The sequence below is a fragment of the Streptomyces canus genome (assembly GCF_030816965.1).
Taxonomy (GTDB): domain Bacteria; phylum Actinomycetota; class Actinomycetes; order Streptomycetales; family Streptomycetaceae; genus Streptomyces; species Streptomyces canus_E.
The window spans coordinates 9882061-9894760 of the sequence record NZ_JAUSYQ010000002.1; the positions used below are offsets into that span (position 1 = coordinate 9882061).

The window sequence follows — 12700 nt, forward strand, 5'->3', positions numbered from 1 at the left end:
CTGCCCAAAGTCCCGTCGGTAGTTGCTTCTTGCTTGGCGGGGTGGGGTGAGGTTGCCGGTTCGGGGCACTCGGGAGGTAACACATCAGCTCACGCCAGGAGGTACGTCATGATCGCGCTCGGCATCATTCTGCTTGTTGTCGGTTTCCTCACCGGCATATCGATCTTGTGGACCCTCGGCATCATCCTGGCCGTGGTGGGCGCCGTGTTCTGGCTGATGGGGTCCATGGGGCACGCCGTCGCCGGCCGACGCCACTACTGGTGACCGCCTAGGTCATCGAACGGCGCCTGACTCAAGGGCTGGTCCTTGCTGGACGTTTGGTCCGGTGATTTGTGTTCGGTCCCGGGTCGGGTTCCGCGTCAGTTCAGGGGGCTTTACCGGGAGGCGGCGGGTGGTGAGACGGCGATCACCGTGAGATGGATTATCGCTTCGGAGGAGGCCTGCGCCACCAACAGCAACAGGCGGTGGTCGCTGACCACGGTCGGCACCACCGCCTCGAACACCGCGCAGCCGCCGCCGGTGGCTCGGACGGCTGGAACCCCACTACGGCAGCCGCCGCCACCACGACGGCGCCCGTCTGCAAGCCCGCCGCCTACGGCGCGAAGGGCGTCGCCGCCCTGCAGAAGGCGATCAACGCCTGCGCGGGCAAGGGTGTGGTGGAGCTGCCCCTTCCCGGCGACCTGACAGGCCCAGTGGCGCACATACGTCCCGGACGCCTGATACCGCGACGTCTGCCCGGTGAGCGGCTGAGCTCATATTCGACTCGTTCAGCACCGCCCAGATGGCCACCGCCGCTCAGGCTCTCCGTGGCGCCGACTCCCAAGTCGACGTCCTGGGTCTCTACAACGACGCCTGGGCGCCGGTCCTCGCCCGTGAGGAGTTCGCCCCCGTGGACGGTCCGTTCAAGCCGCAGGCCGAGCAGATGCGCGCGGTCCAGGACGGCACGCTCGACGAGGCCGTCAAGGTCCATCTGGAGCGGCTGCTCGCCGCCGATCTTCTCGTGCTGTCGTACCCGCTGTGGTGGTTCTCGCTGCCGGCCATCCTCAAGAGCTGGATCGACCGGGTGTTCGTCATGGGCGCCCTCTTCGGCGGAGACCACGGGTTCTTCGGCGACGCCCCGCTCGCCGGCAAGCGGGCGATGCTGCTGGTCACGACCGGCGGCTCCGGTGAGGCGTTCCGACCCGATGGCGCATTCGGTGCGGTGGACGACTTCCTGGGTTCTCGAACCCGTGTTCACCTACGGGCCGGGCCACCTGACCAGGTCCACCGCCGATACCGGCCTCGCTCGGCGTCCGAGCGGGGCCGGCGTCACCGTACCGCCGAGGTGGTGACGCCGCGCCGTACCGGAGCCGTCGCGCTGCCCAGGAGCCGCAGTGCCGCCTCCGACGGTGAGCCGGGTTCGGCCGTGTAGGCGATCAGGCGCTGGCCCGAGGTGCCCGGGATGACGAGATTCTCGAAGCTGAGTTCCATCGCACCGACCAGCGGGTGACGCAGGTGCTTCACTCCGGAGGTGCAGGTGCGCACCGGGTGCTGGGCCCACAGAGAGGCGAACTCATCGCTGTTCATGGTGAGTTGGCCGATGAACTCGGCCAGCGAGCGGTCGTCGGGGTGGCGGCCGGCGACCAGACGCAGGGCGGCCACGGCGAGCTGGGCCTGCTCGGCCCAGTTCGCGTACAACTCCCGGTACCGCTCGTCCAGGAAGAGCATCCGGGTCAGATTGGGGCGGTCGCCGGGCGTCTCGGGGCTCCCGGGCGCCAGGTGTCCGGCGAGCAGGGCGTGACCCAGGTGGTTCCAGGCGAGGACGTCGTTGCGCCGGTCCATGATGACGGCCGGTACGTCGGTCATGGCCTTCAGCAACTGCCGGGCCGAGGCGCCGGCGTGCGCCACCCGGGGCGGTGCGGGGCGGGACGACGCGGCGGCGGGACGGGCGAGGTCCTTCAGATGGGCCGTCTCGTCGTCGGTGAGGCGCAGGGTGCGCGCGATCGCCTCCAGCAGACCGTCGGAGGCGTTGGTGGCGCGGCCCTGTTCGAGGCGGGTGTAGTGGGTGATGCTGACGTTGGCCAGCATCGCCAGTTCCTCGCGGCGCAGCCCGGTGACACGGCGGCGGGACGGGTGCGGGGTGATGCCGACTTCCTCGGGGCGCAGCGCGGCGCGGCGCGACTTGAGGAAGTCTCCCAGCTCGGACGAGGCGTCCATTCATGCCTCCAGGTCGGCGGAGCGCGTCAGGCCGTGGCCACTGGCTTCCCGTGCTGCCCGCCGGGCCCGAAGTGCCGGTAGCGGTAAGGATGGTCCTGTCATGACCACCCTCGTATCGGTCGGGGAGTGCGTCGGGCCGTGGCCACTGACCTCCCATGATGCCCGTCGGTCCCAAGGGCCGGTAGTCACAAGGGTAGTCGTGTGATGACCACCCTCGTGAGGGCTGTGCAAGGCAGGGTTCTGGCTGGGCATCCGGGCACAGCCGATCCTCTTCCGTAACAGCGCGTGACGTGACCGAGCGTGCCGCGTGCCAGAAACCATGAGGAAGAGGACTCGACGTCATGTCTGTCACTGATACGGAGGCGGCCGGTACCGCGTCCGGTCCTGCCGTCGGCACGGCACCAGCCGCAGCCGTGCTCACCCCCCGGCTCCGGCTGGTGCTGGTCCTGCTGCTCGCCACGCAGTTCATGCTGGCCGTGGACTTCGCCATCCTGAACGTGGCGCTGCCGGTGATCGGCAACGGCCTGGGCTTCTCGCTGGCGCACCTGCAGTGGATCGGCACCTCGTTCGCGCTGTGCGCGGCCGGCTTCACCCTGCTCTTCGGCCGGGTCGCGGACCTGTTCGGCCGCCGCCGGGTGTTCCTCGGCGGCCTCGTGGTCCTGGGTGCGGCCTCCCTCATGGGCGGGCTCGCGCAGAACCCGGAGATGCTGATCACGGCCCGCGTCTTCCAGGGGCTGGCCACCGCCGCCGTGACCCCTGCGGCGCTGTCGCTGATGACGACCTCGTTCCCGGAGGGCCCGTTGCGCCAGAAGGCGCTCGGCCTCAACGGGGCACTGATGTCCAGTGGGTTCACCACCGGCGCCCTCCTCGGCGGCGTGCTCACCGACCTGCTGTCGTGGCGGTGGGCGTTCTTCATCAACGTGCCCGTCGCCCTCGCCGTGCTGATCATCGCCCCGAGGATCATCAAGGAGTCCCGCCTCGACGAGCGCCCCAAGCTGGACCTGCCCGGCGCCGTCAGCGTCACGCTCGGTCTGCTGGCCATCATCTTCGGGCTCACCCAGGCGGGCGAGAAGGGCTGGGGCTCGGCAGGCGCTCTGTTGTCGCTTGCGGCGGGCGTGGTGCTGCTGGTGATCTTCTACGTCGTCGAGCGCCAGGTGTCCGCGCCGCTGGTGCCGCTCAGCGTGCTCGGCAAGCGGTCGGTGGCCTGGGGCAACGTCGCCGGTCTGATCGCGTTCGCCACCTTCACCTCCCTGGTCTTCCCGCTGACCCTCTACCTGCAGGAAGTGCTCGGCTACTCCGCGCTCGTCGCCGGCCTGTCCTTCGGCTTCCTCGGCCTGGGAACGGTGACCGGAGGCGTCACGGCCTCGAAGGTCATCGGGAAGATCGGTACCAAGCGGACGCTGATCGTGGGTGGCGTCCTGCAGACCGTGTTCACTGCGGCCCTTGTCGGCCTCGGCGACGACCGCTCGTGGATGTGGCTGATGCTGGTCGCCAGTTTCCTCGGCGGTGTCGGCAACATGCTCGCCATCGTGGGCTTCATGGTGACCGCCACCTCGGGGCTCGCCAACCACGAGCAGGGTCTGGCCACCGGCCTCGCCACCATGACCCAGCAGGTCGGCATCACGATGGGCACGCCGATCATGAGCGCCGTCGTCACCGCCGCCATGGCCGGCGCCGGAGCCTCGGCCATCCTCGGCGGTCTGAAGGTCGCGATCGCGGTGAACGCCGCCCTTGTCCTCATCGGCCTCCTCGCCAGTGCCGTGTTCCTGCGCAGCGACCGGCCGACCGCGCAGTGACCGACAGGCGGTACGAGCCACCCGGGTGCCGTCCCTCCGCCGGGGAGGGAGCCCCGGGTGCTCGACGCCGGGGCGGACCGGCCGGTGGGCAGGCCCGTGATGTACTGCCTGTCACCACTCGTGGTGACGGGATGGGTTCGCCCGGAGAAGGGCAACGCGAACGACTTGAACAGGGTGACTTCGGGGACGCCGGGGTCGAGGAGCAGCCGGCCGAGCTCCCGGTGGAAGGCCTGACTGCCGAGGCCGGGAAGAACCCGGCCTCGCGGATACGGTCCTTCGTGCTGAGGACGCCTTCGACGAGCGCGGGGCGCGCGGCAGTGGCCGCATGGGACAGAGAGCCTTTCGACCCCGATTCGTCACGGCGAGTGGCGGCTCGCACAGCCGCAACGCATCGATTATCGCCGATGCGACCACAGTCGGCTCCGCTTCAGCACCGGAAGGCGCATGACGACATGGCCGTGACAGGCGACCTCGCGACCCTGATCGGACCCCTCAAGGCGCTCGCCAACCCCGTGCGGTTCCAGGTGCTTCAGCGGCTGCGTGATCCGGAAGAGCATTTTCCGGTCGATCCGGCTGTCACTGATCCGCGCGCGGTCGGCGTCTGTGTCAGTCACATCCAGGCCAAGACCGGACTCACGCAGTCCACGGTCTCGGCCTATATGGCGGTGCTCGAACGCGCTGGTCTCGTGCGTTCCACGCGTGAGCTGCGTGTTGCGGCGCCTTGCCGAGCCGCCATCAGCCTTCCCGCTGTCGGAGAAGAGCAGGCGATCGTCTCACTTGCCGACGAGCCGCATGTGCTGGTCGTTGTAGCGGTCGCCGTGCACGCCGATGCGGGCCGCCGTGGCGTCGAGGTCCGCGATGTCGTCGGCGGACAGAGCCACCTGGGTGGAGCCGGCGTTCTCTTCCAGTCGTTCGATGTGGCGGGTGCCGGGGATCGGGGCGATCCAGGGCTGCTGGGCGAGGAGCCAGGCCAGGGCGATCTGTCCGGGGGTGGCGTTCCTGGCGCGGGCGAGCGTGGTGACGTGGTCGACCAGGGCCTGGTTGGAGGCGAGGTTGTCCTCGTTGAAGCGGGGGATGGTGGTGCGGATGTCGCCGTCGGTGAACGCGGTCGTGGTGTCGACGGTGCCGGTGAGGAAGCCCTTGCCGAGCGGGCTGAACGGCACGAACCCGATGCCGAGTTCGGCGAGCGTGGGCAGTACCTCGGATTCGGGGTCGCGGGTCCACAGGGAGTACTCGCTCTGCACGGCGGTCACAGGGTGGACGGCGTGGGCCCTGCGGATCGTCGCCGCGGCGGCTTCGGACAGGCCGAAGTGGCGTACCTTGCCCGCCTGTACGAGTTCCGCGACCGCGCCCGCGACGTCGTCGACGGGGACGTCGGGGTCGACCCGGTGCTGATAGAAGAGGTCGATCGTGTCCGTGCGCAGCCGGCGCAGCGAGGCGTCGGCGACCTTCTTGATCTGTTCGGGCCGGCTGTCGAGCCCGACCGGCGTGCCGTCCTCGATGCGCCAGCCGAACTTGGTGGCGATGACGACCTGGTCGCGCACCGGGGCGAGCGCCTCCCCCACGAGTTCTTCGTTGACGTAGGGGCCGTATACCTCGGCGGTGTCGAAGAAGGTGATGCCGCGGTCGACGGCGGCGCGGAGCACGCCGATCATGTCCTGCCGGTCTCCGGGGTTTGGGCCGTAGCTCTGGGACATGCCCATGCAGCCCAGGCCGAGCGCAGAGACCTCGAGGCCCTGGCCGAGTGTGCGGGTGTGCATCGTGGTGCTCCTTGTGGGGTGGCGGGTGAGGGTGAACGAAAACCTGGCTCAGGCGCGGGGAGGCCGTTCATGGCGCGAGAGCCGGAGCAGTTGAGGGGCACGGTGAACGCCCTCGAACGTCTGCAGCCGGAGTCGTAAAAGCGGCCGACGGGGTCAGGTGAGTGGTGGCGACGCGGGCAGGTGTCGGCCAGCGGCCCAGGAGGCGAGGATGCGCAGCCGTTCGTGGGTGGGGGAGCCGGGTGCGGTCGTCCAGACGGTCAGGTGCTGGTCGGGGTGGGTTTTGGCGGTGAGGGTGGCCAGCACGGGCGCCGATGCCTGCATACGACCCTGTTCGAGACGGGTGGAGTGGTCGGTGCTGATGCTGGCGAGCTGGGCGACCTCCTCGCGGCGCAGCCCGGCCACCCGGCGGAGCCTGCCGGTCTCGGGCAGTCCGACCGTGCGCGGGCTCAGCTCGGAGCGGCGCTTCTTGGGGAATTCTCCCAGCTCATTGGGGGTGACGTTGGCGGTCATGCTTCCCAGCATGACACCGGTCGCACCTGAGGAAAGGGGGAGAGTTTGCTCCCAGGATGTTCCCCTACCGGGATCGATTTCTCGCTTTTCGCGCCTGCCCTCGCGAGTCATCTACGCCCCGGCGACGTGCGCTTCGAGACCCTCGACGACCCGAAGATCCTCCGGCCGACCGACGCGGTGATCCGCACGGTAGCCACCTGTGTGCGCGGCTCGGACCTGTGGCTCTACCAGAGCGCGGAACCCATCGGTGACCCGCCCCCGATGGGGCACGGGTACGTCGGCATCGTCGAGGAGGTCGGCAGCGAGGTCGTCAACGTCAAGACTCTCGGACTTGCCGCCTGTCACATCCCGCGGATCACCCTGGAGAACCAGAAGCTGAGAGAAGAAACTCGAAGCCGCGACAGGCGTTACGCACCTGGCCCCCATCCCCTCCAGGCTGTCAGCGCCCAGATGAGGTTGTGGTCAACGGTCAACCGCAAACCCTGGCCACAAGGCGTCGAGGGAGAATTTCCCAAGGTTGTACAGCCCGTTCGTGTGGTCGTGGCCTGCCGCTGTGCGGTAGTCCTCCCCTGCCTGCTTGAAGTCGCCGTCCTCGGCGGCCACCCTTCCGAGGTTGACCAGCGCGCCGTTGTATCCGGAGAGGCGCCAGGATTCGAAAGGTTGCGCAGCCTCGTCACGGTCACCACGCTTCCAGCCGATGTGCGCCGGCTCGTTGAGCGCGCCCGCCTGAAGGCCCTGGCCGTCACCCGCCGGAGGAGATGTACAGGAACTTGTGCTGCACCCGCTCGGCCGGAGTCACCTGTGCACGGAGGCAAGGACGTTCGAGCCCTTGGAGATCGTTTTCTCCGCCACCATCCGCGAGAGCCCGGCCCCGGCCCAAGAGCTGAGCGGGACCCCGGGTGCCGGGTTCGGCACCCGGGGCCAGGGGCCGTCAGCCGGCGCTGCCGGTCACCGAACTGCCGGACTTCGTCACGTGGTACGTCACGGTGGCTCCGCTCCAGAAGTGGACGGTGAGTGTCACCGGCGCACCGTCGCGCAGTGCGTTGAGGTAGTCAGGGGTGAGGGTGAGGGCGTTGTTGGAGTAGTCGGGGGAGAAGGCGCCGTTGAACTCCTGGTAGGGGGTCCAGTTGGTGTTGCCGGCGTTGGTGCCGTCGGCGTAGGTGGACTCCATGGTCGCGAGCTGGTCACCGCGGTACTGGGTGGGGATGGTGAGACCGCCGGTGCTGCCGGTGGCATTGGAGAGCACCGGCCGGTCGTAGGTGATCACTCGGATCGGCCAGGCGAGACCGGCGGAGAACCTGGCCTCGATCGTCGCGTTGGTCCCGTAGGTGCGGTTGCCGGCCAGTCGGGTCAGCGCGGAGGCCGTGAGGGTGAGCTGGTTGCCGGAGACGGTGTAGTCCCGGCCCTGGGCGAGTTGCGTGTTGCCCTGCCAGAGGCCACGGAACGTGAGGCCGTTGGGGTTGAGGGTGAGCGTCTGGGCGGTGATCGCACTGGACTTGGCCAGGAAGACCTGGTCCGTGGAGGCGGTTCCCGAGCGGGTGGTCCAGCTCGACCTGATCCGGTTGATCAACTCCGGGTCGGTCCACTGCAGCGAGGTGCGGCTGAGGTAGGCGAAGGTTCCGGGGTCCCACAGGGCCGTGGTCACTCCGGCGGCGCGGGCCTCGTAGCCGAACTGCTCGAAGTACTTGAAGGCCTCGCCCCGTTCGACGCGGGAGGGGTGGTTGCTGTCGGGGTACGCCAGCAGCCCGTACTCACCGAGGTAGACGGGGATTCCCTTGGAGGTGAAGGTGGCGCGGAGCCGGTCGAAGTTGTCGGTCATGTCCTGCTGCGAGGTGGCGTCGAAGCGCGTGCCGCCCGCGACGTTCACGCTGAACGGGTAGTAGCCGTAGTAGTGCACGGTGACCACGAGGTTGGGGTCGTTGAGCGACTTCATCTCGCTGGACAGGGCGTCCAGGAAGGTCTGGCCGGAATTGGTGTGCAGGGTGGGCAGCACGAGCAGACGGGTCGCGTTGTTGCCGCCGGACTGGCGCACGACGGTGTGGAACGCGGTGTTCAGTTCGTCGTTGTACTGGATGCCCTGGGCGTCGGTGGTGTTGTTGAACTGCGGCTCGTTGTTGCTCTCGAAGAGCAGGGTCTGGGAGGAGTCCTTGAACTTGGCGGCGATCTGGGTCCAGGTGGCCTTGAAACGGGCCAGGACGTTGTCGTGGTCGGTGGGCATGGAGGAGATCCACTGCCACGAGTCGTGATGGACGTTGAGCACGACGTAGAGACCATCCGCCTGCGCCCAGTCGACCACCTGCTTGACGCGGTTCATCCAGGTCGCGTCGATCGTGTACGGAGCCGTTGCGGACTGGTGTCCCGACCAGGTGACGGGAATGCGGACGCTGCGGAAGCCCTGGGCCTTGATGGTGTCCAGCAGGGGTTTGGTGACCGCCGGGTTGCCCCAGGACGTCTCGTCGGGGATGGCGTCCAGGGTGTTGCCCAGGTTCCAGCTGGGCTGCATCGCGGCCACGGCGCTCATGGGGCTGAGTGCCTTGGAGCTGAGTGCCGCGGACGCGTCCTGGTGGGCCGGTGCCGCGAAGGCGGCGGTGCTGGTCAGCCCGATCGCGGTGATCAGCGCCACCACGAGGCCGAGCAGGCGGCCGGGGCCGCTTCTGCGGCGGCCGGTGGGGGAGTGTGTTCCCTTCATCTTCGATCCTTCTCTGTCGGCGAGCGGACGTTCTGCCCGTGGGGGGAAAGGAGGTCAAACGCAGGACGGGCCGTCCTGGGATGGCGGCCCGAACTGGTTCAGGGGACGAGCGGTTCGTAGTCGAACCAGTCGAAGTGGACCGTGCCGACGGCCGCGTACAGGCCGATGACCCGTCCGGTGAAGCCGCCGGCCACCTCGGTCGACAGGTAGCGGCCGTCGAGCTCGCCGAGAGAGGTGAAGGTGCCGTCCGGCTCCTCGATGCCGAGCGTGAGGAGGTCGGGACCGGTGCGGGGGCCCTTGGGAGGGGCGTCGGAGATCTGGAGGCGGAGGACCACGGGACCAGCGGGCACGGACCGTGATCCCACGACCGTGCGCAGCGTTCCGACACGGCTCAGGACCCGCACCTCGCCCTCGCCCGCCTCGATCTCGTAGTGGTGCTCCTCGTCCAGGCGGACGGCGAGGCCACCGCGCCCCTCGGCCGGGTCGATCAGGACCCGCACCCGGCAGGACAGGTGCTCCTGGCGACGGCCGACGAACACGACGTCCGGCTCGTCCAGGGAGTCGCCGCGGGCACGCAGGGTCAGGTGGCCGGACCGCTCCTTGGTGGTGCAGTAGCCGGCGGGACGGTCGCGTACCGAGATCCACTGCGGCCGCAGCTCGCTGAGGTCGAAGTCGTCCCGGACCTCCTCGGCGGGGCCGGGGACGAGCGGCCAGGCGGGCACGGGCAGGACGGACGGCACCTCGTCGACGACGGGCCAGTCGTCCACCCACCTCACCGGCGCGAGGAAGGTCTCGCGGCCCAGCACATGCCAGCCGGGGGTGCCGCCGCGTGGCCGGACACCGAGCAGCACCATCCACCAGGAGCCGTCAGGACCTTGGACCAGATCCGCGTGCCCGGTGTTCTGGACGGGGTGGTGGGTGCCGCGGTGGGTGAGGACCGGGTTGTCCGGGCACGGTTCGAAGGGGCCGTCGGGCGTGCGGCCGCGTGCGATCGAGACACCGTGACCGCGCTCGGTGCCGCCCTCCGCGATGAGGAGATACCAGTAGGCCCCGATGCGATACAGGTGCGGGGCTTCGGGGGCCATGGCACCGGGGGTGCCGGCCCAGACCTTGTGCGGCGGCCCGAAGGTCTCCCCGGTGTACGGATCGATGCGGACCTGTGCGCCGCCGGCGGAGGTGCACCAGCAGGAGCCGTTCTCATCCCAGGCCAGGTCCGGGTCGATACCCGGAACCCCGGGCAGGCGGACGGGATCGGACCAGGGGCCGGCGGGGTCGGTGGCGGTGAACAGCATGGTGCCGCCGCCCTCGGTCACATGGGTGACGATCAGCCAGAAGCGGCCGTCGTGGTGGCGCAGGGTGGGAGCGTAAATGCCGCCGGACGACGGGGTGGCGGCGGTGAGGGCGAGCTGGCTCGGCCGGTCCAGGGCGTTGCCGAGCTGTGTCCAGTGGACCAGGTCGCGGCTGTGGAAGACCGGGATGGCGGGGAAGTACTCGAAGCTGGAGCAGACGAGGTAGTAGTCGTCGCCGACGCGGCAGACGCTGGGGTCGGGGTGGAAGCCGGGGATGACGGGGTTGGCCACGGTGGCAGCCGCCCGCAGTTTCTCTGACACTCGGTCAAGTTCCTTCGATATTGGGTGAGTCGGCGCGATCACGGGGTCTCCGACGCCACGCGGGGTGCGCTGGTCATTGCTGCCCTTCCGAAGAGAGGGAGGGGGAGGACCGTGCTCAGGCGATACGGAGTACGGCGCTGCCGCCGGCGGCCAGTTCGGTGACCGTGCCGCCCGTGAGCAGGTCGTGGGCGGGCTCGGGCAGGGGCACTGGCTCGGCGCCGTGGTTGATCAGGAAGCGCCAGCGGCGGCCGTCCGCGGTGTGCCGGGTGACGGCCTCGACCTGCGGGGGCAGCCCCGGCGTCTCGCGGCCCATTCCGGTCTCGTCGAGCAGCCGGGCGACCAGTGCGCCGTAGCCGGCGTCGTCGAGGCGGGTCGAGAGATACCAGCCGTGCCCGGTGCCGAAGGCGTTCCGGGTCACCGCCGGGCTGCCCGCGAGCATCCCGTGGGTGTAGGTGGCGAGCGTCTCGGCGCTCTCGGCGTGCAGGGACTCGCTCCAGGCGGTGCCCTGCGTGCCGTCCGACAAGGTGATCCGCTCGTCGCGCCGCAGCGGCCGGTACTCCTCGACCCGGATGCCCAGCGCCTCGCGCAGGGGAGCGGCGGGATAGCCGCCGAGGCGGGCGTGAAGGCGGTCGTCCACGGAGCCGCTCGCGTGCTGGACGAGGAGTGTTCCGCCTCCCGCGACGTAGCGGCGCAGGTTCTCTGCGGATCCGTCGGAGAGCAGGAAAAGGGCCGGGGCGATGACGAGCGGGTAGCGGCTCAACTCGTGTTCGGGGTGAGCGAAGTCGACCGTGACTCCTGAGTCCCACAGCGTGCGGTGGGCCCGGGCGAGTGCCGCGTGGTAGTCGAGCTCTGTGGAGGGCAGGCCGTCCACACCGAGTGCCCACCAGGCGTCCGGGTCGTGCAGGACGGCGACCGGCGCGGAGACCGTCGATCCCGCCAGCTCGCCGAGACGGGCGACCGCCTCTCCGGTCTGTGCGACCTCGCGGAAGATCCGGCTGCCGGGTCCTGCGTGCGGCACCATCGCCGAGTGCCAGGTCTCGGCGCCGGCCCGGGACTGCCGCCACTGGAAGAAGAGGGCGCCCTCCGAACCGCGCGCGATGTGACCGAGGGTGTGGCGCAGGATGTCCCCCGGCTCCTTGGCGAGGACCCGGTCGCCGTCGTAGACGGTGCTGGTGCCCTGCTCCATCAGCAGCCATGGACGGCCGCCGCCCAGGGAGCGGGCGCGGTCCGCGTGGAAGGCGACGTCGGCGGCGGCGGCCAGGCCGGGTGCGCTGGGGTACTGGTCGCAGGTGACCACGTCGAGTTCACGGGCGAGGGCCCACAGGTCGACGTTCTGGTACGCGGGCAGCATCAGGTTGGTCGTCACCGGCCGGTCGCTGTGTGCGCGGATCGCGTCCCGCTGCTCGCAGTACGCGGCGGTGACCTCGTCGGCCCAGAAGCGACGGAAGTCCAGCTCCTGGCCGGGGTTCTTGTGCCAGTTCGTGGCACGCGGCGGCAGCACCTGTTCCCAGGAGGTGTAGTGCTGGCTCCAGAAGGCCGTTCCCCAGGCCTCGTTGAGGGCGTCCAGCGAGCCGTGGCGGGCGCGCAGCCACACCCGGAAGGAGGCCGCGGTGTGGTCGCAGTAGCACAGAGTGGCGTACTCGTTGTGCACGTGCCACAGCACGAGGGCCGGGTGGTCGCCGTAGCGTTCGGCGAGCACCGCGGCGATCCGGCGGGCCGCGTTCCGGTAGGCGGGTGCGGTGAGACAGTACGTGTCCCGGCTGCCGTGGACGAGACGGGTGCCGTCGGGCTGGACCATCAGTGCGTCCGGGTGGGCCAGGGTGAACCAGGGCGGTGGGGAGGCGGTGGGGGTGGCCAGGTCCACGGCGACCCCGTTCGCGTGGAGCCGGTCGAGGTGGGCGTCCAGCCAGGCGAAGTCGTAGCGCCCCTCCTCCGGTTCCAGCAGGGCCCAGGAGAAGACGCCGACGGTGGCCAGGTTGACCCTGGCCCGGCACATCAGCTCGTCGTCCTCCTTCCAGACCGCTTCGTCCCACTGCTCGGGGTTGTAGTCACCGCCGAAGGCGAGTCCGCCCAGGCGGTCGGTGATGCTGCGCGAGGTCATGGCTGCTCCTTCGGAACAGGGCACTTGGAGGAGTCAGT

At 69.6% G+C, this 12700-nt stretch carries 9 protein-coding genes and 2 pseudogenes; 4 read left to right on the plus strand and 7 right to left on the minus strand.

The genetic code is table 11. The annotated features are described in order from the left end of the window. Positions 1-108 precede the first annotated feature (108 nt). A complete protein-coding gene (locus QF027_RS46170; protein WP_088245310.1) occupies positions 109-264 on the plus strand; it encodes a DUF6131 family protein in 156 nt (51 codons plus the stop codon). A gap of 517 nt (positions 265-781) precedes the next feature. Continuing rightward, a complete protein-coding gene (locus QF027_RS46175) occupies positions 782-1411 on the plus strand; it encodes an NAD(P)H-dependent oxidoreductase (RefSeq protein ID WP_307081547.1) in 630 nt (209 codons plus the stop codon). Here QF027_RS46175 and QF027_RS46180 read toward each other — a convergent pair. Beyond that, a complete protein-coding gene (locus tag QF027_RS46180; RefSeq protein ID WP_306986423.1) occupies positions 1309-2196 on the minus strand; it encodes a helix-turn-helix transcriptional regulator in 888 nt (295 codons plus the stop codon). The genes QF027_RS46175 and QF027_RS46180 overlap by 103 nt on opposite strands. A gap of 341 nt (positions 2197-2537) precedes the next feature. On the opposite strand from QF027_RS46180, the gene QF027_RS46185 reads away from it, so the two are divergent. Beyond that, the gene (locus tag QF027_RS46185) at positions 2538-3992 is read left to right on the plus strand and encodes an MFS transporter (RefSeq protein WP_307081549.1); all 1455 of its coding nucleotides are present in this window, start codon (positions 2538-2540) and stop codon (positions 3990-3992) included. Between the two features lie 773 nt (positions 3993-4765). On the opposite strand, the gene QF027_RS46195 is transcribed toward QF027_RS46185, so the two are convergent. Then, entirely contained in the window at positions 4766-5752 is a 987-nt protein-coding gene (locus QF027_RS46195) for an aldo/keto reductase (protein ID WP_307081550.1), read from the minus strand. 267 nt (positions 5753-6019) lie between these two features. Continuing rightward, a pseudogene (locus tag QF027_RS46200) lies at positions 6020-6274 on the minus strand (transcriptional regulator); the annotation flags it as partial. A gap of 60 nt (positions 6275-6334) precedes the next feature. On the opposite strand from QF027_RS46200, the pseudogene QF027_RS46205 reads away from it, so the two are divergent. Next, a pseudogene (locus tag QF027_RS46205) lies at positions 6335-6583 on the plus strand (alcohol dehydrogenase catalytic domain-containing protein); the annotation flags it as partial. Between the two features lie 141 nt (positions 6584-6724). On the opposite strand, the gene QF027_RS46210 reads toward QF027_RS46205, so the two are convergent. From QF027_RS46210 to QF027_RS46225, 4 genes are all read right to left on the minus strand, one after another. Beyond that, positions 6725-6865 carry a hypothetical protein gene (locus tag QF027_RS46210; protein ID WP_306986852.1) on the minus strand — a complete coding sequence of 47 codons (141 nt, stop codon included), beginning with the start codon at positions 6863-6865 and terminating at the stop codon, positions 6725-6727. Positions 6866-7193: 328 nt separating this feature from the next. Then, positions 7194-8951: a cellulase family glycosylhydrolase gene (locus QF027_RS46215; RefSeq protein ID WP_307081552.1), complete on the minus strand. Its 1758-nt coding sequence runs from the start codon at positions 8949-8951 to the stop codon at positions 7194-7196. A 98-nt stretch (positions 8952-9049) separates the two neighbouring features. Further along, entirely contained in the window at positions 9050-10561 is a 1512-nt protein-coding gene (locus QF027_RS46220) for a glycoside hydrolase family 43 protein (protein WP_307081554.1), read from the minus strand. 115 nt (positions 10562-10676) lie between these two features. Further along, a complete protein-coding gene (locus tag QF027_RS46225; RefSeq protein WP_307081556.1) occupies positions 10677-12662 on the minus strand; it encodes a beta-galactosidase in 1986 nt (661 codons plus the stop codon). Positions 12663-12700: the final 38 nt, after the last annotated feature.